General features: G+C 64.4%; 27 protein-coding genes. 18 read left to right on the forward strand and 9 right to left on the reverse strand.

The genetic code is table 11. The features are described 5' to 3' along the window. Positions 1-153 precede the first annotated feature (153 nt). The 8 genes from F3H96_RS26175 to F3H96_RS26210 all read left to right on the forward strand — a co-directional run bounded on the left by F3H96_RS26175 (position 154) and on the right by F3H96_RS26210 (position 8,184). Positions 154-2,916 carry a DUF2339 domain-containing protein gene (locus F3H96_RS26175; RefSeq protein WP_149804561.1) on the forward strand — a complete coding sequence of 921 codons (2,763 nt, stop codon included), beginning with the start codon at positions 154-156 and terminating at the stop codon, positions 2,914-2,916. 59 nt (positions 2,917-2,975) lie between these two features. Continuing rightward, positions 2,976-3,218, forward strand: coding sequence for a type II toxin-antitoxin system VapB family antitoxin (locus F3H96_RS26180; protein ID WP_149804562.1), 243 nt, complete (start codon positions 2,976-2,978; stop codon positions 3,216-3,218). Next, positions 3,218-3,631: a type II toxin-antitoxin system VapC family toxin gene (locus tag F3H96_RS26185; RefSeq protein WP_149804563.1), complete on the forward strand. Its 414-nt coding sequence runs from the start codon at positions 3,218-3,220 to the stop codon at positions 3,629-3,631. The genes F3H96_RS26180 and F3H96_RS26185 overlap by 1 nt, the downstream gene beginning before the upstream one ends. Before the next feature lie 159 nt (positions 3,632-3,790). Then, positions 3,791-4,309: an RNA polymerase sigma factor gene (locus tag F3H96_RS26190; protein ID WP_149804564.1), complete on the forward strand. Its 519-nt coding sequence runs from the start codon at positions 3,791-3,793 to the stop codon at positions 4,307-4,309. After that, complete coding sequence (locus F3H96_RS26195) at positions 4,306-5,100, forward strand: anti-sigma factor (protein WP_149804565.1); 795 nt, start codon at positions 4,306-4,308, stop codon at positions 5,098-5,100. Before F3H96_RS26190 ends, F3H96_RS26195 begins: the two co-directional genes overlap by 4 nt. Positions 5,101-5,307: 207 nt before the next feature. Then, complete coding sequence (locus F3H96_RS26200) at positions 5,308-6,405, forward strand: peptidase C39 family protein (protein ID WP_149804566.1); 1,098 nt, start codon at positions 5,308-5,310, stop codon at positions 6,403-6,405. 6 nt (positions 6,406-6,411) lie between these two features. Continuing rightward, complete coding sequence (locus tag F3H96_RS26205) at positions 6,412-7,875, forward strand: RimK family protein (protein WP_149804567.1); 1,464 nt, start codon at positions 6,412-6,414, stop codon at positions 7,873-7,875. A 36-nt stretch (positions 7,876-7,911) separates the two neighbouring features. Beyond that, a complete protein-coding gene (locus F3H96_RS26210; protein WP_149804568.1) occupies positions 7,912-8,184 on the forward strand; it encodes a DUF3303 family protein in 273 nt (90 codons plus the stop codon). A gap of 10 nt (positions 8,185-8,194) precedes the next feature. On the opposite strand, the gene F3H96_RS26215 is transcribed toward F3H96_RS26210, so the two are convergent. Continuing rightward, a complete protein-coding gene (locus F3H96_RS26215) occupies positions 8,195-9,109 on the reverse strand; it encodes a LysR substrate-binding domain-containing protein (RefSeq protein WP_149804569.1) in 915 nt (304 codons plus the stop codon). A gap of 84 nt (positions 9,110-9,193) precedes the next feature. Here F3H96_RS26215 and F3H96_RS26220 point away from each other — a divergent pair, with 84 nt between their 5' ends. After that, positions 9,194-10,108 (forward strand): fatty acid desaturase family protein, encoded by a 915-nt coding sequence (locus tag F3H96_RS26220; protein ID WP_149804570.1) that lies wholly within the window; start codon positions 9,194-9,196, stop codon positions 10,106-10,108. Between the two features lie 15 nt (positions 10,109-10,123). On the opposite strand, the gene F3H96_RS26225 is transcribed toward F3H96_RS26220, so the two are convergent. The 3 genes from F3H96_RS26225 to F3H96_RS26235 form a co-directional block, all read right to left on the reverse strand. Continuing rightward, entirely contained in the window at positions 10,124-12,265 is a 2,142-nt protein-coding gene (locus F3H96_RS26225; protein WP_149804571.1) for an EAL domain-containing protein, read from the reverse strand. Positions 12,266-12,330: 65 nt separating this feature from the next. Beyond that, positions 12,331-12,969 (reverse strand): HD family hydrolase, encoded by a 639-nt coding sequence (locus tag F3H96_RS26230; RefSeq protein WP_149804572.1) that lies wholly within the window; start codon positions 12,967-12,969, stop codon positions 12,331-12,333. Beyond that, positions 12,969-13,832 carry a folate-binding protein YgfZ gene (locus tag F3H96_RS26235; RefSeq protein WP_149804573.1) on the reverse strand — a complete coding sequence of 288 codons (864 nt, stop codon included), beginning with the start codon at positions 13,830-13,832 and terminating at the stop codon, positions 12,969-12,971. Before F3H96_RS26235 ends, F3H96_RS26230 begins: the two co-directional genes overlap by 1 nt. A gap of 85 nt (positions 13,833-13,917) precedes the next feature. Between F3H96_RS26235 and F3H96_RS26240 the strand changes: the two genes are divergently transcribed. After that, on the forward strand, positions 13,918-15,249 hold the full coding sequence (locus tag F3H96_RS26240; RefSeq protein WP_149804574.1) for a dihydroorotase: 1,332 nt from the start codon (positions 13,918-13,920) through the stop codon (positions 15,247-15,249). Here the strand turns inward: F3H96_RS26240 and F3H96_RS26245 are convergent. From F3H96_RS26245 to F3H96_RS26260, 4 genes are all read right to left on the reverse strand, one after another. Beyond that, positions 15,246-16,040, reverse strand: a complete 795-nt coding sequence (locus F3H96_RS26245) for a hypothetical protein (RefSeq protein ID WP_188131544.1) — start codon at positions 16,038-16,040, stop codon at positions 15,246-15,248. The two genes, F3H96_RS26240 and F3H96_RS26245, sit on opposite strands and share 4 nt — an antisense overlap. 116 nt (positions 16,041-16,156) lie before the next feature. Beyond that, the gene (locus F3H96_RS26250) at positions 16,157-16,414 is read right to left on the reverse strand and encodes a hypothetical protein (RefSeq protein WP_040984202.1); all 258 of its coding nucleotides are present in this window, start codon (positions 16,412-16,414) and stop codon (positions 16,157-16,159) included. 348 nt (positions 16,415-16,762) lie between these two features. Continuing rightward, a complete protein-coding gene (locus F3H96_RS26255) occupies positions 16,763-17,140 on the reverse strand; it encodes a TIGR02301 family protein (RefSeq protein WP_149804576.1) in 378 nt (125 codons plus the stop codon). 72 nt (positions 17,141-17,212) lie between these two features. Continuing rightward, entirely contained in the window at positions 17,213-17,638 is a 426-nt protein-coding gene (locus F3H96_RS26260; RefSeq protein WP_149804577.1) for an NUDIX hydrolase, read from the reverse strand. Positions 17,639-17,759: 121 nt separating this feature from the next. Between F3H96_RS26260 and F3H96_RS26265 the strand changes: the two genes are divergently transcribed. After that, a complete protein-coding gene (locus F3H96_RS26265) occupies positions 17,760-18,521 on the forward strand; it encodes an SOS response-associated peptidase (RefSeq protein WP_149804578.1) in 762 nt (253 codons plus the stop codon). Positions 18,522-18,685: 164 nt separating this feature from the next. On the opposite strand, the gene F3H96_RS26270 is transcribed toward F3H96_RS26265, so the two are convergent. After that, positions 18,686-18,841: a hypothetical protein gene (locus F3H96_RS26270; RefSeq protein ID WP_149804579.1), complete on the reverse strand. Its 156-nt coding sequence runs from the start codon at positions 18,839-18,841 to the stop codon at positions 18,686-18,688. A gap of 388 nt (positions 18,842-19,229) precedes the next feature. Between F3H96_RS26270 and cysS the strand changes: the two genes are divergently transcribed. The 7 genes from cysS (at position 19,230) to cimA (ending at position 25,342) form a co-directional block, all read left to right on the forward strand. Then, the gene (gene cysS, locus F3H96_RS26275; RefSeq protein WP_149804580.1) at positions 19,230-20,678 is read left to right on the forward strand and encodes a cysteine--tRNA ligase; all 1,449 of its coding nucleotides are present in this window, start codon (positions 19,230-19,232) and stop codon (positions 20,676-20,678) included. A gap of 274 nt (positions 20,679-20,952) precedes the next feature. Then, on the forward strand, positions 20,953-21,351 hold the full coding sequence (locus F3H96_RS26280) for an endonuclease domain-containing protein (protein ID WP_149804581.1): 399 nt from the start codon (positions 20,953-20,955) through the stop codon (positions 21,349-21,351). Next, complete coding sequence (locus F3H96_RS26285) at positions 21,348-21,734, forward strand: VOC family protein (RefSeq protein ID WP_149804582.1); 387 nt, start codon at positions 21,348-21,350, stop codon at positions 21,732-21,734. Before F3H96_RS26280 ends, F3H96_RS26285 begins: the two co-directional genes overlap by 4 nt. Before the next feature lie 21 nt (positions 21,735-21,755). Further along, on the forward strand, positions 21,756-22,247 hold the full coding sequence (locus F3H96_RS26290; protein WP_149804583.1) for a GFA family protein: 492 nt from the start codon (positions 21,756-21,758) through the stop codon (positions 22,245-22,247). Further along, positions 22,244-22,720 carry a GFA family protein gene (locus F3H96_RS26295; RefSeq protein WP_149804584.1) on the forward strand — a complete coding sequence of 159 codons (477 nt, stop codon included), beginning with the start codon at positions 22,244-22,246 and terminating at the stop codon, positions 22,718-22,720. Before F3H96_RS26290 ends, F3H96_RS26295 begins: the two co-directional genes overlap by 4 nt. Beyond that, on the forward strand, positions 22,717-23,682 hold the full coding sequence (gene pip, locus F3H96_RS26300; protein ID WP_149804585.1) for a prolyl aminopeptidase: 966 nt from the start codon (positions 22,717-22,719) through the stop codon (positions 23,680-23,682). Before F3H96_RS26295 ends, pip begins: the two co-directional genes overlap by 4 nt. A gap of 43 nt (positions 23,683-23,725) precedes the next feature. Next, on the forward strand, positions 23,726-25,342 hold the full coding sequence (gene cimA, locus F3H96_RS26305) for a citramalate synthase (protein WP_149804586.1): 1,617 nt from the start codon (positions 23,726-23,728) through the stop codon (positions 25,340-25,342). The last annotated feature ends 10 nt before the right edge of the window (positions 25,343-25,352 follow it).

Here is a 25,352-nt window from a genome sequence, read left to right on the forward strand (position 1 = left end):
TCGACACTCCGGCACTGGATAAACCGGCAAGTTGCTGGCAATCGGCGACGAAACATGCTCGATCTTGTTGGCCGGCAAGACGCTGATTTGGACCAGCCGTTTCATTGCCGTATTTTTTGGCCACGACTGGTCTGGTTTTGAGGGAAAACCGCCATGTTTTTCAGCCTGATCGCCATTGCCGCCGTCATAGCCCTTTTTGTCATCGTTTCACGACAGCAGAACCGCCTGGCGCTGGTCGAGCGTGAACTCGCCGCCCTGCGCAGCCTGATGCAGTCGGGCGCCTCGCTGCCCGCACCCAAAGCGGCCGATGTCGCGCAGGAGGCCGTTGCCGAACATGCCAGGGTTGCCGCGACGCCTGCCGCGCCATTGGCTGACGACACGGCCGCGGCCGAAGCGAACATGGCAAAGTCCGAGCCTGCCGAAGGCGAGGCCGTGGCCAGACCATGGACGAAGGCCAAGGCGAGCCCGGCGCAACCCGCTGGGCCGGCCGAAGCGGCGCAGGCTGCGTCCGTGGCCGAAGCGCCCGTGGCGGGGCCGGGCGCGGCCGCAAAGGCGGCACGCCGGACCGATGTCGAAACGGCGCTGGGCACGCGCTGGGCGGTCTGGGTCGGCGGCATCGCGCTCGCGCTCGGAGGCCTGTTCCTGATCCGCTACACCATCGAGGCCGGCATTTTTGGTCCCGGCGTGCGCCTGACGATGGCCGGCATCCTCGGCCTGGCGCTGGTTGGCGGCGCGGAACTCATCCGCCGCACCGGCTTCAAGGTGCCGGTGCAGGGTGCTGCCGGCGCCTATATTCCGGCGATCCTCACGGCGGCCGGCGCCTTCATCCTGTTCGGCACCGTCTACGCGGCACATGGCATCTACGGCTTCATCGGTCCGGCGCCGGCCTTCGCGTTGCTCGGCGTCATCGGCGTCGCGACCATAGGCGCTTCGCTCGTGCATGGCCTCGCGCTGGCCGGCATCGGCCTCGTCGGCGCCATGGTCACGCCGGCGCTGGTTTCCGCGCAAGCGCCGAACCCCTGGGCACTGTTCGTCTATCTGGCGATCGTGCTTGCCGCGACCGCGGCAATCGCACGCATCCGGGACTGGAAGACGCTGGTCGCCGCTGCCTTCGCCGGCACCGGTATCTGGACCATTCTTTACATGACCGACGCGCCGGACGTGAACCTCGCCGCCGTGCTGTTTATCAGCCTGGCCACGCTCGCCGTGCTCGGCTTCGTCTGGCTTGCCGGCCGCGACGGGGCCGAACGCGGCTTCGACTGGCCGTCGATCGTGCCCGGCTTCTTCATCGCCGTGAGCGCGATGGGCCTGTCCGTCGATCCGGCTTTTGCCAGCGCCGGCGATGCCTTGCACGGCGCGGTCCTGTTGGTCGCGCTGGTCGCGGTGGCCCTCTACCGGCCGCGCGCGCTTCCGCTGGTCTTTGCCGCCGGCATCGCGACGGTGCTGATCTATCTCGGCATCATCCCGCCCGCCACCATCGGCGCCGATGCGCTCGATATCGGGCTGGACGCCCAGCCCTTGGCGACGTCCGATGCGCTGACATTCCGCATCGGCATCGCGCTTGGTGTGGTCTTCCTCGCCGCCGGCCTTTGGACCGCGCGCCGCTTCGCCATCGCCGCGCCAGTGCGCGCGGCTTGCTGGGCGGCCTGGGGTGTCATTGCCCCGCTGGTCGTGCTCCTGGCGTTGTGGCTGACCTTCGGCGACATCGACCGCGACCTCGGCTATGCGCTGCCGGCGCTGTTGCTGGTGCTGGCCTTCGCCGCCGGCGGCGAATGGATCGCGCGCGCCGAGGCGCCGCCGCTGGCCGGCGGCCCGGCCGTGTCGTTCGCGCTCGCCGGCGCCGGCGTTGCCGGCTTGCTGATGCTGCACATGGCCTTCGGCTCGGGCTGGACGACCGTGCTGCTGGGCGCCGCCGCGATCGTTCCGGCGCTGGCGGCGCGCTGGCGCTCTTACCCTGTGCTGGGTTGGATCGCCGTGGGCGCGGCCGTCGCCGTGCTCGGCCGTGTCGCCTTCGATCCGACCATCGTCGGCGCGGCGTCTCTTTCCAGGACGCCGGTCTTCAACTGGCTGCTGCCGGGCTATGGCGTGCCGGCGCTCTTCTTCGGCGTCGCCGCCTGGCAGCTCGCCCGCACCACTAGCGGCCGGCCGCGCCTTGCCATGGAGGCGGCCTCGGCGCTGTTTGGCCTGCTCACCATCGCGATGCTGGTGCGCCACGCCATGCATGGCGGCGTCATCGACACCGGCACCGTGACCCTCGCCGAACAGGCGATCTACACGCTGATCGCGCTCGGCGCCGGCGCCATACTGGTCGCCATCGACATGCGCTCGCCAAGCTCGGTTCTGCGCTTTGGCTCGATGGCCGCCGGCGTGGTCTCGGCCGGCTTGATCGCCGCTCAGCATTTCGTGGTGCTGAACCCGCTGCTGACGGACGAGTCGACCGGAACGGTCCCGGTCTTCAACCTTTTGTTCCTCGCCTATCTGCTGCCGGCTATCGCCGCCGGTGCGCTGGCGCTCTATGTCCGCGACAAGCGTCCGAGATGGTATGCGGCGATGCTGGCGCTGATCGCCTCGCTGCTTGCCTTCGCCTATGCGACGCTCTCGGTGCGCCGCCTGTTCAAAGGCGAGTTCATCGCCCTTTGGAGCGGGCTCGGCCAGCTCGAGACCTACACCTACTCCGCGCTCTGGCTGGTCATCGGCGTGGCGCTGCTCACCGCCGGCGTCTGGCTGAAATCGCAGGTGCTGCGCATCGCCTCCGCGGTGCTGATCGCGGTCGCGGTGGTGAAGGTCTTCCTCTTCGACATGTCGGAGCTCGAAGGCGTGCTGCGCGCGCTTTCCTTCATCGGCCTCGGCGCCGTGCTGATCGGCATCGGGCTGTTTTACCAGCGGCTGCTGACAAGGGCGGCCAGGGAAACGTGACGCGCCGGCTTGTTTGGATATTCAAAACAGAATATATGAATATCCAGTAGGAGATATTCATGCCGCTCTACATACGTGACGATGAAGTGGATGCTCTGGCCACCAAATTGCAGCGCGAGACGAACGCGCCAAGCAAGACCGAGGCCGTGCGGACAGCCCTTATGCACGAACTGGAACGCGCTCGTGCCAAGGTGCCGCTGCGCGATCGGATCGTTAAGCTTCAGGCGGAGGCGAAGAAGATCGGTCTGCCCAACCCCGATTTCGATATGAAAAAATTCACTGATGAGATGTGGGAAGACTGATGTTTGTCGACGCGTCGGTGGTCGTCGCCATTCTCAACCAGGAAGCGGGCTGGGAGGAATTGTCCAAACAGCTCTCCGGGCCTGCCGACTTCTACGTCTCTGCGATGGTCCGTTTTGAAGCGACACAGGCCCTGGCGCGCGCCGGTGCAGGTTCCCGCAAGCCGACCGCTGAAGCGCTCCTTAAAGCCCGCGATCTGGTAGATCAGCTCATTGTGGAAATTGGCGGAGAAAATGTGCCGATCGGCGAAGAGATCGGTGCGCGCGCCATCGATGCCAGCGCTCGCTATGGCAAGGCTGTTGGCCATCAAGCTGATCTGAACCTGGGTGATTGTTTTGCCCACGCCTGTGCGAAAGCTCTCGCTATTCCGCTGCTCTATAAAGGCAATGATTTCCTGCTGACGGATTTGAGATAATTCGGCTTCTCATTGATTGACGGGAATAAATCGCCCTGCGCCGGCGTTATCCACTTGCTTGGGTAACCGCAGCGGTTGGGCCGCTTCGCGCTGACTGCTTGCATCGCGCCGCGAACGCGCGTTCTATCGGAATGGAAAGCGACCTCGAAACCAGCGGTCATGGACGACAAGAAGGCAGCGATCCTGAGCGAAATACCGCGGTTGCGGCGCTATGCGCGCTCGCTGCTGCGCGACCGCGATTCCGCCGACGATCTCGTCCAGGATTGCCTGGAGCGGGCGCTTGTGCGGCTCGACAACTGGCAAACTGGAGAGAGCCCCCGGAGGTGGCTGTTTACGATCATGCATCACTTGTTCATCGACCAGATGCGCAAGGTCAACCGGCGCGGCGAGGCGGCGATGCTGCCTATCGAGGCCGGTGAAGCCCAGGCCGCGCCCGCCGATCAGGTCGAAACCATCGCCTCGCGCGAGATCATGAATGCCTTGCAGGCGATCAGCCCCGATCGCCGCGCGGCCCTGGTCATGGTCGCCATCGAAGGTTTTTCCTATGCCGAAGCCGCCAACATCCTCGGCGTGCCGGCCGGCACGCTAATGTCGCGCATCGCCCGCGGCCGCGAGGAATTGCGTGACCTGCTTGACGACACCTCGCGCCGCCGTTCGATAAGGATCGTCGAGAGATGACCCGGCGCGATTTTTCCGAACGCGATATCCATATGGCCCTCGATGGCGAGTTGCCGGGCGAGGAGCGCATGGCCTATGACGCCTGGCTCGAGGCCAATCCCGAGATGAAGGCAAGATCCGCGCGCTACATTGCCGACCGCGCCGCCATGCGCGCCGCCTTCGCGGGCGTGGTGGACGAGCCGGTGCCGGCAAGGCTGCGGCAGGTGGTCCTCGGCGACGCGCCTGCAAAGTCGCCGACATGGCGCTCGCGCTGGTGGCTTTCGGCTGCTGCGGCCGTGGTGCTCGCCGTTGGCGGGTTCGGCGGCTATATAGCCGGCATCGACAGCATCAGCCGCGGCGGCGACGGCGACGACCAGCTTGCCGAGCAGGCGATCGCCGCCCATGTTCTCTATGCCGCCGAGAAGCGCCATGCCGTCGAGGTTCCGGCCAGCGACAAGGACCATCTCCAGACCTGGCTGTCGAACCGCGTCGGGCTGAAGCTGGTTGCGCCCGACCTGACGGCCGAGGGCTTCGCACTGGTCGGCGGCCGGCTGCTGCCGGCCGGCAGCCAGGGCAAGGCGGCGATGCTGCTCTACGAGGATGCCAAGGGCGAGCGAATTTCGCTCTTTGTCACCGCCGAATCGTCCGAGGCGTCCAAGGGCACCTACACGGCGGAGAACGGCGGGCCGGAGGCTGTCTACTGGCTCGACAAGGGCTACGCCTGCGCCGTCGTCGGCTCATTGCCGCCGCAGCGGCTGTCGGATGTCGCAAAGAACGCCTATGGCCAGCTTCTGGCCGGCATATCGAGCTGAACCGGCTGCGTTTTTCGGCAGCCGGCGGTCCTTTGAACGGCAATCCTGTTCAAACATTTCGCCCTTTCCTGCCGTGCCGGAAACTGTCACAATTCGGCCCTATTCAAGGAGCGATAGCGCTTGCTGAATGCCGGCGCTTCGGCCGGTGTTTGCGACGCATCCACCGGGGCCGTTTCCACAACGCAATCGAGGTTCTCCCAAGCCCGCATGCCTGCCGAGATCCGCAAGGCCCGCGCGTCAGACGTCGATGACCTCGCCGCCATCGAGAAGGCTGTCTTTCCGGGCGACCGGCTCTCGCGCCGTTCCTTTCGCCAGTTCATCGAACGCGAAACCGCCGAGATGCTGGTCGCTGAGAACGGAGGCCGTGTCGCCGGCTACGCGGTGGTGCTGTTTCGCAAGGGCAGCGGCGTGGCGCGGCTTTATTCCATCGCCATCGGTCCGTTCTTCGGCCGGCTCGGCATCGGCCGGCTCCTGCTTGCGGCCGCCGAGGAAGCAGCCTTCGAGCACGACCGGCTGTTGCTGCGCCTCGAGGTGCGCGAGGACAATGATCGTGCCATCCGCATCTACGAGCAGGCCGGCTATCGAAAGTTGGGCCGCGAGCCCGACTATTACGAGGATGGCGCCTCGGCGCTGCGCTACGAGAAGACGCTGCGCGGCGATACCCCGACGGCGACCAAAGTGCCGTTCTACCAGCAGACATGCGAGTTCACCTGCGGCCCGTGCTGCCTGATGATGGCGATGGCCAATTTCGACGGTGGCTTCGTGCCCGACCCGGTCATGGAAATCCGCCTGTGGCGCGAGGCCACCACGGTCTTCATGATGTCGGGCCCGGGCGGCTGCGAGCCTTTCGGCCTGGCGGTCGCCGGCTACGAGAGCGGGCTCGCCGCCGAGATATTCGTCTCCTTCTACGGCGCGCTGTTCCTGCAGTCGGTGCGCAGCGAGGAGAAGCGCCGGGTGATGGAACTAGCCCAGGTCGATTTCCGCCGCCGTGCCGAACTTTACGGCATCCCCGTCAACTACCGTCCGTTCGGCATCGAGGACATTCGCTCGGCGCTCGCCGACGGCAGGCTGGTGCTGGTGCTGATCAGCGGCTTCCTGATGTTCGGCAAGAAGGTGCCGCATTGGGTGCTGGCCATCGGCGACGATGGCGATCATATCCTGATCCACGACCCCTGGGTCGAGGATGAGCGGCAGGAGACGATTCTCGATGCCGCCAACATTCCGGTGCCCTACGACATCTTCATGAATATGGCGCAGTTCGGCCGCGACGGTTTGCGCGCCGCCATCACTCTGGGAAAACGCTGAGAAACAATGACCTGGGTTATCCTGACAGGCAGGCAGAACGATCTCGATCAGGTGGCCACACCCCACAAGATCATCACCAACCGCGACTATCTCGCCCATCCGGCGCTGTTCCGCGGCCAGCGGCCGAAGGTGATCAACCTGTCGAACAACTACGGCTATCAGAGCCGCGGCTACTACGCCTCGCTGCTTGCCGGATCGCGCGGCCACAGGGTGATTCCGACGGTCGAGACCATGATCGACCTCTCGGAGCGCAAGCTCTACGAGCACGCGCTGCCGGAACTCGAACTCGCTTTGAACAAATGCCGCAAGGACCTCGGCGGGGCTTACCCGGCGAAGGTCGCGATCTTCTTCGGTATCGGCCCCTCCAAAGTATGGGACCGTTTCGCCAAGCTGCTGTTCGACTGGTTCCGCGCGCCGGCGCTCGAGGTCCATATCAAGGACAGCGCCCAATGGGCCTCCATCCGCAAGATCGGTTTCCTGCCGCTCGCCCGCATGACCGAGAGCGAGGACGAATTCTTCCTGCAATGCCTGGACACCTACACCAATCGCGAATGGCGCGACACCAAGGGCCGCACGCCGGCGCGCTACACGTTCGCGACGCTGGTCGACCCGCATGAGGAATTGCCGCCGTCGGAGATTTCCTCGCTGCGCTATTGGGCGAGGATCGCCGAGAAGATGGGCGTCGAGGTCGAGCCGATCACCAGGAAGGACCTCGCCAAGCTCGCCAATTACGACGCGCTGTTCATCCGCGAGACCACGTCGATCTCCAACCACACCTATCGCTTCGCGCGCCGCGCCCAGCAGGAAGGCATGCCGGTGATCGACGATCCGCTGTCGATGATCCGCTGCACCAACAAGGTCTATCTCAACGAACTGATGACCTACAACAAGGTGCCGGTGCCGCCGACGGTGATGATCGCCGGCACGTCCGATTTCGAGTTGGCTGCGCAGACGCTTGGCTTCCCGCTGGTGCTGAAGATTCCGGATTCGTCGTTCTCGCGCGGCGTCAAGAAGTGCGAGAACATGATCGAGCTCACCAAGCTCGCTACCGAATGGCTGGATGATTCCGATCTGCTGATCGCGCAGAAATTCATCCCGACCGAGTATGACTGGCGCGTCGGCGTGCTCGGCGGTCAGCCGCTGTTTGCCGTGCACTACCTGATGGCGAAAAAACATTGGCAGATCGTCAACCACAAGGCCAACGGCAAGCCCGACCAGGGCGGCATCAAGACGTTCACGCTGAAGCAGACGCCGCCGCATGTCGTCGAGACGGCGGTCAAGGCGGCAAAATGCATCGGCGACGGGCTCTATGGCGTCGACCTCAAGGAGACCAAAGACGGCGTCTTCGTCATCGAGGTCAACGACAACCCCAATCTCGACCATGGCTGGGAGGATTCGGGCGAGAAGGACGAGCTCTGGGTGCGGTTGACGCAGTGGTTCCTGGAGCGCCTGGAGCGGCCGGATAAGTAGCGGCCGGAGAAGTAACTGCCTGATTTGAGGGGCAAAATGCTGTTTTTCGTGATCGAGGATTTCCACGGCGCGGACCGCAAGGAGATCTATCGCCGCTTCCGCGACAAGGGCCGGCTGAAGCCCGACGAGCTCGTCGTGCATCACAGCTGGATCGCGGGCGACATGAGCCGCTGCTTCATGCTGGTGGAAGCCGATGATGTGACGACGCTGCAGCGCTGGGTCGTCGAATGGGCGGATCTGGTCGAGTTCGAGATCGTTCCTGTGGCCAGCAGCAAGGACATGGTCGCGGCACTAGCCGGGCATCTTTGAGCCTGTTTGCTCACTCGGCCAGCGCCGGCGATTTGACGGCGCTCACACATTCCCCGATCAACCACGCGCGGAACGCCGCCACGATATCGCGCCTTGCGCTGCGTTCCGGGATCGTCAGGCAATAGGGCTGGCGCAGCTTCAGCGATCGGGCCACAGGCCGGACCAGCCGGCCGTCCTCCAGCGCCTGGGCGCAATAGACGCCTTGCGCCAGCGCCACGCCCAGTCCTGAAATGGCGAGATCGAGCGCCGCCCGCGACGAGTTGGCCGAAAGGCCGCGCTGTGCCGCCCGGCCCAGTTCGCTTCCCGCCGCCTCGAACCAGTTGCGCCAGGATGGAAAGGACGCCCCGGTCGGGCCCCAATCGGTGTGAATAAGCGGCAGGCCGGCAAGGCTGTCGGATTTGATCGCGGCGGCGAGCGTCGGAGCGCAGACGGGATAGACGGCGTCCCTGACGATTTCCTCGGTCGGATGCTCCCGATAGTGAGGACCGTAAGAGAGGCGGATGTCGATCAGTTCATGGTCGAACGGCACCGGATCGTCGTCGCCCCTGAGCGAAATATCGGCGGCGCCGTGACCCGCGACAAAACCAAAGAGGCGCTCCGAGAGCCAGCCCATCGCCATAGAAGGCGGCACCGAGACGACCAGCCTTGGCCGGAACGCATCGCCACCGACATCGCGTGCGACACTGCCGATTTCCCGGAAGGCCATGCTGAGCCTTGGCAGCATCTCGACCCCGGCCTCGGTAAGCACGACGCGGCGATTGACGCGGTGGAAGAGCTTGCGGCCCATCTGTTCCTCGACGGTGCGGATCAGCTGGCTGACGGCCGCGGCCGAAACCGACAGTTCCTCGGCGGCGGCGGCAAAGCTGCCTGTCCGCGCTGCCGCTTCGAAAGCCTGAAGTCCGCGCAATGAGGGAAGGGTGACCATGGAAACCAGAAAGATAAGGTGACCTTATCTATTTCGCAGAAATCCTCGTTTTTCGAAAGGTTTCTTTCTGGGTATCGTCATCCCATGAATGCAATCGACCACGCCGGCGTCGACCATCGCCAAGTGATCGCCTCGCTGACGAATGAGGAGCGCGGCCGGCTGACCGGCAAATCGGATGGACCGGGACTTGTCCAGTTTACGCTCCATCTCGGCGCGATCGTCGTTGTTGGCGCGCTGATTGCCGCCAAGGTGCCGTTCTGGCCCGCCCTGATGCTGCCGCAGGGCATCCTGATCGTGTTCCTGTTCACCCTGCTGCACGAAACTGTACACAGGACGGCGTTCGCAACGCAATGGCTGAACGATATGATCGCGCGTTTCTGCAGCCTGGCGCTTGCGCTGCCCGCCGACTGGTTTCGCTATTTCCATTTCGCCCATCACCGCTTCACCCAGGATCCGCAAAACGATCCGGAGCTTGCGTTCCCAAAACCCGAGACGATGCGGCAATACATCGTCCACATCTCCGGCCTGCCGGTGTGGTGGGGCCATTTCAAGACGCTCTACACCAATGCGACCGGCGCCTGCCGCGACAGTTTCGTGCCGCCGAAGGGCCTGCCGAAGGTGAAGGCCGAGGCGCGGGCGATGATCGCCTTCTACGTCGTCCTGCTGGCGCTTGCCGTCTGGTTCAAGGCATCGGTCGTGCTCTATGTCTGGATCGTGCCGGCGCTGCTGGGCCAGCCGTTCCTGCGGCTTTATCTGTTGGCCGAGCATGGCCGCTGTCCGTTTGTCGCCAATATGCTGGAAAACAGCCGCACGACGCTGACCAACTGGTTCGTGCGCAAGCTCGCCTGGAACATGCCTTATCATGCGGAGCACCACGCTTATCCCGGCGTGCCGTTCCACCAGCTGCCGCAATTCCACCGGCTGATCGAGCGCCATCTCAAGGTGGTCGAGCCCGGCTATGTGAGCTTCCACGAGAAATACATCGAGACGCTGCGTTGATAGCCGGGCTCGACGTCAGCCTGACTGGCGCAGCAGCGCCTGCGAACGCAGCAGTCGGGTGATTTCGGTGGCCTTGGCCGGCACGCCGACCAGATAGCCTTGCGCCTCGCCGCAGCCGGCCTTGCGCAGCATATCGAGCTGCGCTTCGGTTTCGACGCCCTCGGCCGTGACTGTGATGCCGAGTTCAGCGCCAAGGCCGATGACCGTGCGCACGATCGCCGCCGTATCGCGTCTGTCGAGATCGCCGGTGAACGAGCGGTCGATCTTGATTTTGTCGACCGGGAAGCGGCGCAGATAGCCGAGCGAGGAATAGCCGGTGCCGAAATCGTCGAGTGCGATGCGCACGCCGAGGCCGCGCAGCTGGCTGAGCGTCTTCAGCACCGCGTCGCTTTCGTCCATCATCACCGTTTCGGTGATTTCGAGCTCAAGGCGGTTGGCCGCCAGGCCGGAAAAGGCAAGCGCCGAGACCACGCTGCGGGCGAAGCCGCCGCTCTTGATCTGCGCGCCCGAGACATTGACGGCCATGCGCATGTCCTGCGGCCAGTTCGCCGCCACGTTGCAAGCCTTGCGCAGTGCCCAGTCGCCGAGCTGCACGATCAATCCGGTCTCTTCGGCGGCGGCGATGAAGTTTTCCGGCGACACCAGGCCGCGCGCCGGCGAGCGCCAGCGCATCAGGGCCTCCGCGCCAACGATTCTACCGGAGCCGATGTTGAGGATCGGCTGAAAATCGAGCTCGAATTCGCGCTTGCCAAGTGCTGCTTCGAGGTCGACTTCAAGCGCCCGGCGCTCCCGCATCAGGGCATCCATGCCCGGCTCGAAGAAGCGATATACATTGCGCCCTTCGCTCTTGCCCCGGTAGAGCGCCATGTCGGCGTTGCTCAGCAGCGTGTCGGCATCGTTCCCGTCGCCGGGATAGAGCGCGATGCCGAGGCTCGCGCCCACATGTATTTCGCGCCCCTTGTCGCGATAGGGCTTGCCGACGATCTCGACGATGCGCTTGGCCAGCTTTTCGGCATCGGCGGCGCTCCTGATGCCGAATTGGATGATGGCGAACTCGTCGCCGCCGAAGCGCGCCACCACGTCCTTGCTGCTGCGCACGGAGTGCTGCAGCCGCTTGGCCACGCATTTCAGCAGCCAGTCTCCGGCCGGGTGGCCGAATGTATCGTTGACCGCCTTGAAGCGGTCGAGGTCGACCGAGAGGATCGCCAGGGGTTTTGTTTTGGCCTCGCCAAGCGCCTGGTCCAGCCGTTCGCGAAACATCGAGCGGTTGGGCAGGTTGGTCAGCGTGTCGTGATGCGCGAGATGTGTCATGCGTTCTTCGGCGCGCCTGCGCTCGGTGACATCCTCGAAGGTCGCCACCCATCCGCCGCCGGCGAGCGGCCGCCGCAAGACGAAGAGCGTTCGTCCGTCGACCAATTCGCGATAGCTCGAGCGCGACTGGCCGGCCTCCAGGCTGGCCCTCGTTTTTCCGACTTCGGCGTCGATTTCGAGAGGCGCGAAGATGCGGAGACGAATGAGTTTGGCCAGCATCTGGCGATGCGTCATGCCAAGCGCGAAATCCGAGGCCTTGGCGTTGCACAGATCCAGAAAACGCTGGTTGCGCACGATGAGCCGACCCTTGGCGCTGTACATCAGCAGGCCTTGCGACATGTTCGCGAGCGCGGCGTCGAAACGGCGGTGCTGCTCTTTCAACTCCGCTTCGGCGCGCCATTGTTCGGTCACGTCCTCGTAGATCGATACCCAGCCGCCGACGGCGATCGGCCGATGAGAAATGACGATGATGCGCCCGTCCGACAGGACTTCCTCATAGGTCGAAGGCTTGGCGCGCTCGATGTAAGGCTTACGGATGGCATAGAGCTCGCTGGCGCTCTGAGAGGCGATACCGATATCGACGCTGTGCTGCAGGATGTCGAAGAAGCGAATGCCGGGCGTCACCACCTTGGCGTCGAGCCGGAATATGTCGATGTAGTTGCGGTTGCAGATGATCATCCGCTCGTCGGCGTCGAACATGCACAGCCCATGCGACATGTTCTCGACAGCGGCCGCGAAGCGTTCGTTCTGGGCGCGTAATTCTTCCGCCATTCGCCGAACCGGGTCGATGCGGGCAGCTCTCCGCTTGCCGGCGACCGAACCAGTCTTGACTTGTGGGCCAGGCATGAGCACGCCTTCGGACCGTGACCGAACGCAATACTGTCCCGGTCGCAGGTTAATTTAGCGTTCTTTTATGTGGATGAATTCACGGCGAGCGACAACCGGCGCTCGGCCTCCAACGTGTTGAAACGCCCGAGAAAAGCCGCTTGCGCCCAGGTCACGGATTTTGGCGTGAAGTCGAAGCGCTCGGCGGAGAAGCCGCGCGGCCGGCCAAAGAACTCGGTCGCTTCCGCTGTCGAAAAGCCCGCCAGCAGCGTCGCCTCGAAATAGGCTGCGATCTGGTCGGCGCGCTTGATGTCCCTGCGCAAGGTCGCAGCGAGCTCCGCCGGCAGCGCGAAACGCAAATGGATGGCGCGCTGCAGGCGCAGCTCACAATCCTTGTAGGAGCCGCCCATCACCGATTTGAACGGCGAGATCATGTCGCCGATGACGTATTCAGGCGCATCGTGCAGCAGGGCTGCGAGCCTCGCCTCGGCCGTAGCCTCCGGCGCCAGTTCGCCATAGAGCGCCTCGACCAGCAGCGAGTGCTGCGCGACGGAGAAAGCATGCTCGCCGCTGGTCTGGCCGTTCCAGCGGGCGACGCGAGCAAGGCCGTGCGCGATGTCGGCGATCTCGATGTCGAGCGGCGAGGGGTCGAGCAGGTCGAGCCGCCGCCCGGAAAGCATGCGTTGCCAGGCGCGCGGCGGCGCGCCGGCCCGGTCGGCCGCCATCAGGCCTCCTCCGCGCTGACCGCACCTTCAGGGAAGGAGAACTTCGCCCATACGGGGATCGAGAGCGTTATCGGAACCTCGCCCGCCATGATCGCCTCGCCGGCATCGACCGCCGCCTTGACGCGGTCGATGCGGGCGATGGCGAGGCCGCGCCCGTCGTTTGACGAGCCCAGCGTGCCGATCGGCCGGCCATTGACAGTCACCTCCGTGCCGGCCGGGGGCAGCGGTCCGGCTGCGATGGCGAGCAGCACCCGGCGCCGCGCTGTGCCGCGATGCTGCATGCGCGAGACCACTTCCTGGCCGATATAGCAGCCTTTCTTGAAGCCGACGCCGCCCGTCTCGTCGAGCAGCACGTCATGCGGGAATGCATCGCCGAGCTGGTAGTCGCTGCCGCTTTCGGCGATGCCATGGGCGACGCGAATGGCCTGCCAGCTATTTGGGTCGCCGCCGTCCTTTGCCTCGCCGCCATAAGCGCGGCCGATCGCAATGTCGCCAAAACGTGTGTCGGCGAACGCTGTTGAATCGGAAGGTGAGGCGGTTGAATCATCATGCCATGCGACGGTGACAAGCACCTGATCCTGCTTGGCAATCTCGGCCTTCGCCCTTAGCCGGTACAGCATCAGCCGGCGCACGAAGTCATCGGCGATGTCGGCCCGGCATTCCAGTTGGAAGCCGCCGTCGCCGGTGCGCGAGATCAGGAAATCGAACAGGATCTTGCCCTGCGGCGAAAGCAGCGCCCCGGGTTTGGCCTGGCCGGGTCCCAGCGTGTCGAGGTCGGTGGTGAGGATGTTCTGCAGAAAATGCTCGGCGTCGGGGCCTGAAACGGAAATGAGCGTCCGGTCTTTAAGCTGGGCAAAGGGCATGGGCGTAAAATCGGCCTGATCTTGCAAAACGTTCGGTCATTACGTAAGCCGGCCGCACTCCCCCCGCAAGAGATTGGACCTGCCCATGGCAACCACCTTCGACCTCATCCTGACAGGCGGCACGGTGGTCAATCATGGCGGCGAGGGCCGGCGCGACATCGGCGTGAAGGCCGGTCTCATCGCGCGCATCGGCGATCTCGGCCAGGCTTCGGCCGGCGAAACCATAGACTGCGCGGGGCTGCACATCCTGCCGGGCGTCGTCGACAGCCAGGTGCATTTCCGCGAACCGGGGCTGGAGCACAAGGAGGATCTCGAGACCGGCTCACGCGCCGCGGTGCTCGGCGGCGTCACCGCCGTGTTCGAGATGCCCAACACCAATCCGCTGACCACAAGCGAGGCGGCGCTCGCCGACAAGGTGCGCCGTGCCACCGGCCGCATGCATTGCGACTTCGCCTTCTGGGTCGGCGGCACGCGCGACAATGCCGGCGATGTCGGCGAACTGGAACGGCTGCCGGGCGCTGCCGGCATAAAGGTGTTCATGGGCTCGTCCACGGGCGACCTTCTGGTCGAGGACGATGAAGGCGTCGCCTCGATCCTGCGCAACACCCGCCGCCGCTCCGCCTTCCACTCGGAGGACGAGTTTCGTCTGCGCGAACGGCTCGGCGAGCGCATCGAGGGCGACCCGTCGTCCCATCCCGTCTGGCGCGACGAGATCGCGGCGCTGCGCTGCACGCAGCGCCTGGTGCGCATCGCCAGGCAGACGCGCGCGCGCATCCACGTGCTGCATATCTCGACGGCCGAGGAGATCGTGTTCCTCGAGCAGCACAAGGATGTCGCGACCTGCGAGGCGACGCCGCATCACTTGACGCTGACGGCGGACGACTACGCGCGGTTGGGCACGCTGATCCAGATGAACCCGCCGGTGCGGGCCGCACGCCACCGCGACGGCCTCTGGCACGGCATTTCGCAAGGCATCGTCGACGTTCTGGGGTCGGATCACGCGCCGCACACGCTGGCCGAAAAAGCGAAGCCTTACCCGGCTTCGCCGTCCGGCATGACCGGCGTGCAGACGCTGGTACCGATCATGCTCGACCACGTCAACGCCGGCCGGCTCACCTTGCAGCGCTTCGTCGACCTTTCCAGCCACGGCCCGCAGCGCATTTTCGGCATGGCGCGGAAGGGCCGGATCGCCGCCGGCTACGATGCGGACTTCACCATTGTCGATATGAAACGGCGCGAGACCATCACCAACGCCCAGGCCGGCTCCAAGGCCGGCTGGACGCCCTATGACGGCAGGCAGGTCACCGGCTGGCCGGTCGGCACCATCGTGCGCGGCATGCGTGTCATGTGGGAAGGCGAGATCGTCGCGCCCGGACAGGGCAGGGCGGTGGAGTTTTCCGAGGCGCTGCCGGCCTAATCCCCGGCTACAAAAAACAGCCACTGTCCCGTCGGCGTGATGCCGACGCGGTAGAAAATGTAGGCGCCGAACTGTTTCATGTCGTCATAGTCGCTTGCCGTGACCAGCTTGAACAGTTCGACACGCTGCCTGGGATCGAGCTTGTCGAGCGGCAGCGCGAAGAAATACGGCCAGACATAGAGTTCCTGCGGCGTGCCGGCGTCGACATGGACGTAACCGGCCGACAGCACTTCTTCCAGGATGGCGAGGATTTCCTGGCCGTCGCCGTCGCCCGAGAGGCTCTTGAGGAAAGTGACCGGGTCGCCGTCAATGTCGCCCAGCGACAATTGCGTCATCGCTTCGCCCTTGCCGATCAGCGGCCTCAGCTTCTCGATGTCGCCGCTCCTGCACGCCTCGATGATCAGCCCATGCATGCGCTTGACCGGTTCGGGAAGCGTGTCGAGGTCGTAGACGACCGCTGGCGGCGGAGCATCGGGATCGGCGCGCGGGCTGGTGATGCCGCCATTGGCGGGCGGCGTTTTCGGCTCCGACTTGTCCGTGTCGTCGGCCGGCTGGCCGCTGTCCGAGGGCTTGCCGCCGGGCGCCTCCGGCATCGGCACGGTGGCACCGGGCGCGGCGTTATTGCCGTTGGCTGGCGGCGGAGCGACCGGGGAAGGCAGGTCCTCGCGTTGGATCTCGCTCAACGCGTAAGAAGGCGTGCTGGTGAGGCACACAGGCAGCGCCAGGCAGGAAACGGCGATCAGGATGCAGAGGGCCGGCCCGCGTGGCCGGCCTGACATCGGAAATCTCACCGCTTGCCTCTCCATTGTTACCCGGCCTGGTCCGAGCGGGGCTCTGAATGACAAGGCATGTGGGCATGATGCCCAAACGGCGCGTCGCCGTCAAAAGTCGCTGTCGAAACAGGCGGCTAGTGCTTGAGGCGTTCCGGCTCGAACGCGCCGGCGATCACCTTCTCGCGCATGCGGTCGAGGAGCGCCAGCGCCGAGGTCTCGCCATTGGCGCGCAGCATCTCGCCGAAAGCGGTTTCCAGCGCTGCCTCGGCGATGATTTCCGGTTCGATACCAGCCGACAGGCCCTCCGCCCAGGCTTCGCTGTGGCTCTCCACGGCGGTCAGGCGCTTTTCCTCCCTGACCAACGCGTCGATGTCGCTGACACCATGTTCCATTGCGATGTCCACCTTCTGCAAGCGGCGATCCGATGATCGATCCCGGCTTGGGGCTGTCAGTTCGTCCGCAGCCTCAACTAAGTCTTTGTAAATACGACATTTTTAGGGTCGAAATCTACGTCGCGAGCGAAACTGCGCTCAATTGGTGTCGAGCTTAGCCGATTAGACCGTCTTGCGGCATCAAAACCTTCAGTTTGAGTTAATTCCACAATCGCGCGCTAACGTTTCATTAATGCTGTTGCACAAGTGCAACATATGATTGCCTCAGACTGGGACAATAAGGCACGTGGCGTTAGCGCCGATTGTTGCAAAAACTGCGCGAAACACGCTGCAGCGGCCCGCCCGGCCTCAATTCCCGTAACGCGAAGCAATGTCGCGCGACAACGTCTCGCCTTCCTTCATATAGCGGGCGATGGCTTCGGTCGCCGAAGACGTGCACTGGGTGTAGGTGCCGCTGAAGGAGCGGTAGCCGCGATTGAACGAGGCGATGAAACGGGCGCGCCGGTCAGGGTCTGGATTCTCCGACTCGAGCAGCTTTTCCATTTCAAGCCGCCATTGATCGCCCTTCTCGCCGCACAGGTTGCGCAGGAAATGCAGCGACCCCAGCACTTCCGCCAGCCGCATCAGCCCGGGCTCGAACGGCGACTCGGCCGCGAACGCCGGCCGCGCCGCGACAGCCATGCTGATGGCAAGGCACGCGGCGAGGAGAGGGGAAGCGCGGGTCATCAAAGCCTTGCGATCAAAGGGCAGGGCTTTTGTGGCGAATCATTTTACTCCCTGCAAGGCGATTTTTAACGCCTATCGCCGGGCGTTTTGCAACGGTCCAAGCAACTCTTCAGCGACCGACAACACGTCACCGGCGAGCGGCATTTCCGCCATTTCCGCCAGCGTGTAGAAGGCGGCCGTTTCGGCATCGTCGCTGGCTACGGGCTCGCCGCCGGCATAGGCGGCGCCGAATACCGTCAGCAGATAATCGACCGGATGGTTGTCGGCACGGCCGTCGATATGGATGTCGCGCAACGCGCGATAGTCCTTCGCATCGAGGCCGGTCTCTTCCCGCAACTCGCGCGCCGCGGCTTGCGCAAGCGTTTCCCCGGATTCGACCTTGCCGCCGGGATAGGCGTAGAGCCCTTGCGATGGCGCTCGCGCGCGCTTGACCAGAAGCGCCGTCTCGCCGCGTATGACGGCGACGGAAACGGCTGGTATGATCTTGCGCTGTTCCATGAGGTCGCCGAGTCTTTCCGCAGCCTGTGTTGTGGACCGGTTGATCCGACCGGGTTTTAACCGTTGCAGCGCGGCGGTTCCATCGCCACTTTGATGGCACATCAATCAAGAGCGCAGATGCATGTGCGGACGTTTTGCCCTGACCGCGACGCCGGACCGGACCGCCGCCTTCCTCGGCTTGGCCGAACTGGAGGCATTCCCGGCGCGCTACAACATCGCGCCGACGCAGCCGGTGCTGATGGCGCTCGCCGGGCCGCAACGGTCGCCCGGTTCCAACCTGCCGGACCGTCAGGCGATGCTGGTGCGCTGGGGCCTGATTCCGACCTGGGTCGAGGACACCAAGGCTTTTCCGCTGCTCTTCAACGCCCGCTCGGAAGGCGTGCTGGAAAAGGCCTCGTTCAAGACCGCCATGCGCCATCGCCGCGCCCTGGTTCCGGCTTCCGGCTTCTATGAATGGCAGCAATCGGGCGGCAAAGGGGGCCAACCCTACTGGATCCGGCCGAAGCAGGGCGGGGTCGTCGCCTTCGCCGGGTTGATCGAGACCTATGCCGAACCGGGCGGCTCGGAGATGGACACCGGGGCGATTCTGACGATTGAGGCCAATGCCGGCATCGCGCACATACACAACCGCATGCCGGTTGTAATCGACGAGCGTGACTTCGCCCGCTGGCTCGATTGCCGCACGCAGGAGCCGCGCGACGTGCTCGATCTGCTGAAGCCCGCCGAGCCCGATTTCTTCGAGGCAATTCCGGTTTCCGACCTGGTCAATAAGGTCGCCAAAACCGGGCCGGAGATTCAGGAGCGCGGCGTCGTCGGGCCGCAAGCCGAAAAAGTCAGTCGCCGGAAGCCCGGCGCGGACGAGAACCAGATGAGCTTGTTTTAAGCAATTCCAGGAAAAGTGTGGAGCGGTTTTCCGTCGGCAATTGCGTCAAACCAGCGAAGGCTGCTGGCCTCGAGAGGCTGCTTGCAGGGCCTTCATCTCCAGGGCGCTCGTTCGCGCCCTCATCGCCGGCGTCCAGGATCGGAGACTGCGCCGGTCGTGCCTTTTCAGGCAGCGCGCGGCGAGACGATCTTCTGCGCCGGCTTCTTCTTCTTCGCGGTGTGGAGGAGGGCTGCGACGATGGCAGCCGGGCCGATTGCGCGATAGTGGCTGGCCAAGGCCGGTTGCGCCGTTCGGGTCTGTTCCTGCTTGTTGCGAGCCATTGTTCTCTTCCCTGGTAACAGTTTCGTGTTCAGCGTTTGGCGGCCGATTCCGACCAAATCGTGACATCTGGCGGGTCTAGCCGGCGAATGTTTCATCACTGTGCCGACATGTTTAATAAAATGTTTCGGCCGGTCTTTACCTGTGATCCAACGACATTTTTCCTAAGTTGAGCGACTTGACGGCAACACCCGCCAGCGCGATAAAGCCGCCCATGAAAACGTCTTTCGCCATTTGTGGCATTTGCATTATTGGCTAGCCTCGCGCTGGTCCGGACGTTTTCGCCTCATCTTTCCCTAGATTGGACAAACGCCCCGGCCAGCAGGCTGGAACCCGATTTGCGCCTTGGCGCAAGGAGGTTCCATCCAAGTCCAGGGAATCGGAGCACGCATGTCTGACGCATCGAAGGGCCTCAGTCTCTACAACACGCTAACGCGGACGAAGGAACGATTCATCCCGATCGATCCGCAGAATGTGCGCATGTATGTCTGCGGCCCGACCGTCTACGACTTTGCCCATGTCGGCAATGCGCGCCCGGCGATCGTCTTCGACGTTCTCTTCCGTCTGTTGCGCCATCTCTACGGCGAGGACCACGTCACGTATGTGCGCAACATCACGGACGTGGACGACAAGATCAACACACGCGCGCTTCGCGATTTCGGCGCAGAGATCGCGGCCGGAAGGCTTTCGCTCAACGACGCCATCCGCAAGGTCACCGAAAAGACCGCTGACCAGTACCACCGGGATGTTGCCGCGCTCGGCTGCCTGCAGCCGACCTACGAGCCGCGCGCGACCGAATTCGTCGCGCCCCGCGCCGACGGCAAGGTCGACATGCTGTCGCTGATCCGGCAATTGATCGAGCGCGGCCACGCCTATGTCGCCGGCGGCGAGGTGCTGTTCGACACCGCCTCGATGCCGGACTATGGCGAATTGTCGAAGCGCAACCTCGACGAGCAGCAAGCGGGCGCTCGCATCGCGGTCGACGCGCACAAGAAGAACCCCGGCGACTTCGTGCTGTGGAAATTGTCGACCCCGGAGGAGCCCGGCTGGGAAAGCCCATGGGGCAGGGGCCGGCCGGGCTGGCATATCGAGTGCTCGGCCATGTCTGCCGCCTATCTTGGCGAGGTCTTCGACATCCATGGCGGCGGGCTCGACCTGATCTTCCCGCACCACGAGAACGAGATCGCCCAGTCGCGCTGCGCCCACGGCACCAAGGTCATGGCCAATGTGTGGATGCACAACGGCTTCCTGCAGGTCGAAGGCCAGAAGATGTCGAAGAGCCTGGGCAATTTCTATTCGATCCACGAACTGCTGGAGACCGAGACTTTCGGCGGCCGCAAATGGCCGGGCGAAGTGCTGCGGCTGGCGATGCTGATGACGCACTACCGCGAGCCGATCGACTTTTCCGTGCGCAAGCTGGAGGAAGCGGAAAACACGCTGCGCAAATGGAAGCGTGCCGCGGACTTCGCGCCCGCGGCCGCGGAGGACCTGCCGGCCGAGGTGGTGGAAGCGCTCTCCGACGACCTCGCCACCTACGCCGCCTTCCAGCGGCTGACGCAGCTTGCCGGCGAGGCGATCGATGCCGGCCCCGCCGGCGAGAAAGCCGCTGCTTCCTTGAAGGCGGCGCTGGCCTTCCTCGGCTTCGATATCGGGGCGGCGAAGGTGGACGAGGCCGCGGTCGCCAAGGCGATCGCCGACCGGCTTGCGCTGATTGCCGCCAAGAACTGGGCCGAAGCCGACCGCATGCGCGAGGAACTCCTGGCGCAGGGCGTGCAGCTCAAGGACGGCAAGGATCCGGTTACCGGTGAGCGCGTGACGACGTGGGAGATCAAGCGGTGAGGGTACTTTGGCGATTGGCGAAAGCGCTCGTGACAGCTGATCTCCCCCCTTGCGGGGGAGATGTCCGGCAGGACAGAGGGGGGTGTGAAGGAACGCCAGCGTTTCGGCTTGCCCGCTTCTACACTCGCCGCCACTCCCAGAGAAAGCAGCTCTTTCCAACTGCCACGTTGGCGGGACAGCACCCCCCTCTGTCCTGCCGGACATCTCCCCCGCAAGGGGGGAGATTAGCTCTCGCCTGCGGTTTCGCTAATCTTCAACGTGGGGTCGTGTAGCCATGGGCCACGACCTCGTTCCATCCCGTCAGCGCAAAAACGCCAAATCGATGCGGCGCGCAATGACCGATGCCGAGCTGAAGCTTTGGAACGAGTTACGCGCCCATCGGCTGATGGGCATGAGCTTTCGGCGGCAGGTGCCGATAGGGCCTTACATTGTTGACTTCGCCTGCTCGACACATCGCCTGATAGTCGAGGTCGATGGCAGCCAGCACGCGGATGCAGAGCACTCACGATACGATGAAGCAAGAAGCGCCTATCTAGCCGCCAGCGGCTGGACCATCCTGCGCTTCTGGAACGACGACGTGATCCGCGATATCGACAATGTCTGCCAGCACATCGTCATCGTGGCCGGCGTGGCCGATGTGCCCGCGCCACCAACGCAGGAGCTCGTTCCATGATCGACCATCTCGGGATCACCGTCTCCGATTTCGACAGGTCCAAAACCTTCTACGACAAGGCGATGGCGCCGCTGGGCGCTTCGCTGCTCTATATGGTGCCGGAGGAATATACCGGCGGCGCCAAGGTCGGCGGTTACGGCCGCGACCGGCCGGTGTTCTGGTTGAGCGGTGGAACCGACAAACCCAGGACCGCCCAGCATGTCGCCTTCACCGCGCGCAGCCGCGCCGAGGTCGACGCGTCCCATGCGGCCGCCCTTGCCGCCGGCGGCAGGGACAATTGCGCGCCCGGCCTGCGGGCGCACTACCACCCCAATTATTACGGCGCCTTCGTCTTCGATCCCGACGGCAACAATGTCGAGGCGGTCTGCTATGGCCCGGAGTGAACCGATGACCCGGAGTGTATCATGAGCCTCGACAACCGGCCGGTCTATACAGGCGGCTGTCAGTGCGGCGCCGTGCGCTTCCGCGTTGAGGGGACATTGGGCGACGCCTCGGTCTGCCATTGCCGCATGTGCCAGAAGGCGAGCGGCAACTTCTATCTGCCGCTGGTTTCGGTGCGCGGCGCGAAGCTCGACTGGACGCGCGGCGAGCCGAAGCGCTTCCGTTCATCCAATGCCGTCTGGCGCGGCTTCTGCGCCGAATGCGGCACGCCGCTGACCTTCGAGGCGCCGGACGGCATGGCGCTGGCAATCGCCGCCTTCGACGATCCGTCCGGCATTGTCCCGACCGTCCAATGGGGCATCGAGGCGAAGCTCCCTTACGTCGATGGAATTCCCCAATTGCCGGGCGAAGACACGATGGCCGATATCGCCTCGGCGCCTTATCTCGCCGAGCTCGTCTCCTATCAGCATCCCGATCACGACACCGACCAATGGCCGCCGGAGGAAACACCATGACCGATCAAGTTCGAACCGGCGGTTGCCAGTGCGGCGCCGTACGCTTCCGCATCAAGGGCAAGCTCGGGCGTGCGTCCATCTGCCATTGCCGCATGTGCCAGAAACAATTCGGCAATTTCTTCGGCGCGCTGGTGACGGTGCCGAAGGACGGCGTCGAATGGACCCACGAGGAGCCGAGCTACTTCCAGTCGTCGGTCAACATCGATCGCGGCTTCTGCGCGCGCTGCGGCACGCCGCTGACCTATCGTCAGCCGGGCGCGCTGGAGATCGCCATCGGCGCCTTCGACGACCGCTCCGATCTCGCGCCGCAGATCCAGGTCAACTACGCGGTTCGCCTGCCCTGGGTGGAGAAGATCTTCGAGGCGCCGGTCCTCGACGACCCCGACTTCTATCGGCGGCAGGAGCAGATCATCTCCTTCCAGCATCCCGACCACGAGACGGCCAACTGGCCGCAGCATGGCTTGAAACTATGACGATCCACGGCAGTTCCTTGCGTACGCTCTATCCCGAGATCGAGCCGTTCGAGTCGGGTATGCTCGATGTCGGCGACGGCCACACCATCTATTGGGAACGCTGCGGCACCAGGGGCGCCAAGCCCGCCGTGTTCCTGCATGGCGGCCCGGGCGGCACCATCTCGCCAAAGCACCGGCGGCTGTTCGATCCAAAGCTCTACGACGTCATCCTGTTCGACCAGCGCGGCTGCGGGAAATCGACGCCCAACGCTTCGCTGGAGGCCAACACCACCTGGCATCTCGTCGCCGACATCGAGCGGCTGCGTGAGATGGCGGGCTTCGGCAAATGGCTTGTGTTTGGCGGCTCCTGGGGTTCGACGCTGGCGCTCGCCTATGCCGAGACGCATCCGGAACGTGTCAGCGAGCTCGTCGTGCGCGGCATCTACACGCTGACCCGCGCCGAGCTCGAGTGGTATTATCAGTTCGGCGTCTCCGAAATGTTCCCCGACAAATGGGAGCGTTTTGTAGCACCCATCCCCGAGGTCGAGCGCGGCGACATGATGGCCGCCTACCGCAAGCGGCTTGTCGGCTCCGACCGCAAGGCTCAAGTTCAGGCCGCGCTTGCCTGGAGCCTGTGGGAAGGCGAGACGATCACGCTGCTGCCCGAGCCCGAGACCAGCACGCCGTTCGGCCAGGACGACTATGCGTTGGCCTTCGCCCGTATCGAGAACCATTATTTCGTCCATGCCGGCTGGCTGGAGGAAGGTCAGTTGCTGCGCGATGCGTGGAAGCTGAAGGACATCCCCGGCACCATCGTCCATGGCCGCTACGACATGCCGTGCCCGGCGAAATACGCCTGGGCGCTGCACAAGGCCTGGCCGAAGGCGGATTTCCACCTCATCGAGGGCGCCGGCCATGCTTATTCGGAGCCGGGGATACAGGATCGGCTGATCCGCGCGACGGATGGGTTTGCGGGGAAATAACCATGCAGGTTCGTGCTCTACGGCGGCCTTTCGAGTTACTGTCATGACAAAACAACGCCTTTATCTCTTCGACACCACCCTCCGCGACGGCCAGCAGACGCCGGGCATCGACTTTTCCGTCGAGGACAAGATCGCCATCGCCAAGCTGCTCGACGATTTCGGCGTCGACTATGTCGAGGGCGGCTATCCGGGCGCCAATCCGACCGATACCGCCTTCTTCCAGAAAAAGCGGACGGCAAATGCCAGCTTCGTCGCCTTCGGCATGACCAAGCGGGCAGGGGTCTCGGCTTCCAACGATCCGGGGCTGGCGGCGCTGGTACAGTCGAAGTCCGACGCCATCTGCTTCGTCGCCAAGAGCTGGGACTATCATGTGCGCGTCGCGCTCGGTTGCACCAACGAGGAGAACCTGGAATCGATCAAGGCCTCGGTCGAGACGGCGGTGGGCGCGGGCAAGGAAGCCATGGTCGACTGCGAGCATTTCTTCGACGGCTTCAAAGCCAATCCCGATTACGCGCTGGCCTGCGCCAAAACCGCCTATGACGCCGGCGCGCGCTGGGTGGTGCTTTGCGACACCAATGGCGGCACGCAGCCTTCGGAAGTGCGCGAAATCGTCGGCAAAGTCATCGCCGGCGGCATTCCCGGCGACCATCTCGGCATCCATGCCCATGACGACACCGGCCAGGCGGTGGCGAATTCGCTCGCCGCGGTCGAGGCGGGCGTGCGCCAGATCCAGGGCACGCTGAACGGCATCGGCGAGCGCTGCGGCAACGCCAATCTGATCTCGATCGTGCCGACGCTGGCGCTGAAGCCGGCCTTCGCCGATCGCTTCGAGACCGGCATTTCGGCCGAGGCGCTGACCGGCATTTCGCGGCTCTCCCGCGCCTTCGACGAGTTGCTCAATCGCGCGCCGGAAGCGCAGGCGCCCTATGTCGGCTCGTCCGCTTTTGCGACCAAGGCGGGCATCCATGCCTCGGCGCTCGCCAAGGAGCCGGCGACCTATGAGCACGTGCCGCCTGAGGCGGTCGGCAACCGTCGCCGCGTCATGGTCTCCGACCAGGGCGGCAAGGCCAATTTCCTCGCCGAATTGAAGCGGCGCGGCATCGATGTGCCGAAGGACGACCACCGGCTCGACGCGCTGATCTCGGTCGTCAAGGAGCGCGAGGCCGAAGGCTATGCCTATGAGGGCGCCGACGCTTCGTTCGAGCTGCTCGCCCGCAAGATGCTGCACGGCCTGCCGGAGTTCTTCAACGTCACCTCCTTCCGCTGCATGGTCGAGCGCCGCTTCGACGCCAACGGCAATCTCAAGACCGTCTCCGAGGCGATCGTGAAGGTCGAGGTCGATGGCGAAGAAAAAATGTCGGTGGCCGAGGGTCATGGCCCGGTCAACGCGCTCGACATCGCGCTGCGCAAGGATCTCGGCAAGTACCAGAGCGAGATCGTCGATCTCGAGCTTGCCGACTTCAAGGTGCGTATCCTCAACGGCGGCACCGAGGCCATCACCCGCGTCCTGGTCGAATCGCATGATTCCACCGGCGCCCGCTGGTGGACGGTGGGCGTCTCGGAAAACATCATCGACGCGTCCTTCCAGGCGCTGATGGATTCGATCGTCTACAAGCTGATGAAGAACCGCGAGATGGCCGGGCTGGTGGCGGCGGAGTAGCACCGCCTCC

The organism is Mesorhizobium sp. NFR06, assembly GCF_900115245.1.
In the GTDB taxonomy this organism is placed as follows: domain Bacteria; phylum Pseudomonadota; class Alphaproteobacteria; order Rhizobiales; family Rhizobiaceae; genus Mesorhizobium.

Excerpts from the sequence above, each read along its gene's own strand:
- F3H96_RS26175 (WP_149804561.1), top strand. The coding sequence starts at position 154 with ATGTTTTTCAGCCTGATCGCCATTGCCGCCGTCATAGCCCTTTTTGTC.
- F3H96_RS26180 (WP_149804562.1), top strand. The coding sequence starts at position 2,976 with ATGCCGCTCTACATACGTGACGATGAAGTGGATGCTCTGGCCACCAAA.
- F3H96_RS26185 (WP_149804563.1), top strand. The coding sequence starts at position 3,218 with ATGTTTGTCGACGCGTCGGTGGTCGTCGCCATTCTCAACCAGGAAGCG.
- F3H96_RS26190 (WP_149804564.1), top strand. The coding sequence starts at position 3,791 with ATGGACGACAAGAAGGCAGCGATCCTGAGCGAAATACCGCGGTTGCGG.
- F3H96_RS26195 (WP_149804565.1), top strand. The coding sequence starts at position 4,306 with ATGACCCGGCGCGATTTTTCCGAACGCGATATCCATATGGCCCTCGAT.
- F3H96_RS26200 (WP_149804566.1), top strand. The coding sequence starts at position 5,308 with ATGCCTGCCGAGATCCGCAAGGCCCGCGCGTCAGACGTCGATGACCTC.
- F3H96_RS26205 (WP_149804567.1), top strand. The coding sequence starts at position 6,412 with ATGACCTGGGTTATCCTGACAGGCAGGCAGAACGATCTCGATCAGGTG.
- F3H96_RS26210 (WP_149804568.1), top strand. The coding sequence starts at position 7,912 with ATGCTGTTTTTCGTGATCGAGGATTTCCACGGCGCGGACCGCAAGGAG.
- F3H96_RS26215 (WP_149804569.1), bottom strand. The coding sequence starts at position 9,109 with ATGGTCACCCTTCCCTCATTGCGCGGACTTCAGGCTTTCGAAGCGGCA.
- F3H96_RS26220 (WP_149804570.1), top strand. The coding sequence starts at position 9,194 with ATGAATGCAATCGACCACGCCGGCGTCGACCATCGCCAAGTGATCGCC.
- F3H96_RS26225 (WP_149804571.1), bottom strand. The coding sequence starts at position 12,265 with ATGCCTGGCCCACAAGTCAAGACTGGTTCGGTCGCCGGCAAGCGGAGA.
- F3H96_RS26230 (WP_149804572.1), bottom strand. The coding sequence starts at position 12,969 with ATGGCGGCCGACCGGGCCGGCGCGCCGCCGCGCGCCTGGCAACGCATG.
- F3H96_RS26235 (WP_149804573.1), bottom strand. The coding sequence starts at position 13,832 with ATGCCCTTTGCCCAGCTTAAAGACCGGACGCTCATTTCCGTTTCAGGC.
- F3H96_RS26240 (WP_149804574.1), top strand. The coding sequence starts at position 13,918 with ATGGCAACCACCTTCGACCTCATCCTGACAGGCGGCACGGTGGTCAAT.
- F3H96_RS26250 (WP_040984202.1), bottom strand. The coding sequence starts at position 16,414 with ATGGAACATGGTGTCAGCGACATCGACGCGTTGGTCAGGGAGGAAAAG.
- F3H96_RS26255 (WP_149804576.1), bottom strand. The coding sequence starts at position 17,140 with ATGACCCGCGCTTCCCCTCTCCTCGCCGCGTGCCTTGCCATCAGCATG.
- F3H96_RS26260 (WP_149804577.1), bottom strand. The coding sequence starts at position 17,638 with ATGGAACAGCGCAAGATCATACCAGCCGTTTCCGTCGCCGTCATACGC.
- F3H96_RS26265 (WP_149804578.1), top strand. The coding sequence starts at position 17,760 with ATGTGCGGACGTTTTGCCCTGACCGCGACGCCGGACCGGACCGCCGCC.
- F3H96_RS26270 (WP_149804579.1), bottom strand. The coding sequence starts at position 18,841 with ATGGCTCGCAACAAGCAGGAACAGACCCGAACGGCGCAACCGGCCTTG.
- cysS (WP_149804580.1), top strand. The coding sequence starts at position 19,230 with ATGTCTGACGCATCGAAGGGCCTCAGTCTCTACAACACGCTAACGCGG.
- F3H96_RS26280 (WP_149804581.1), top strand. The coding sequence starts at position 20,953 with ATGGGCCACGACCTCGTTCCATCCCGTCAGCGCAAAAACGCCAAATCG.
- F3H96_RS26285 (WP_149804582.1), top strand. The coding sequence starts at position 21,348 with ATGATCGACCATCTCGGGATCACCGTCTCCGATTTCGACAGGTCCAAA.
- F3H96_RS26290 (WP_149804583.1), top strand. The coding sequence starts at position 21,756 with ATGAGCCTCGACAACCGGCCGGTCTATACAGGCGGCTGTCAGTGCGGC.
- F3H96_RS26295 (WP_149804584.1), top strand. The coding sequence starts at position 22,244 with ATGACCGATCAAGTTCGAACCGGCGGTTGCCAGTGCGGCGCCGTACGC.
- pip (WP_149804585.1), top strand. The coding sequence starts at position 22,717 with ATGACGATCCACGGCAGTTCCTTGCGTACGCTCTATCCCGAGATCGAG.
- cimA (WP_149804586.1), top strand. The coding sequence starts at position 23,726 with ATGACAAAACAACGCCTTTATCTCTTCGACACCACCCTCCGCGACGGC.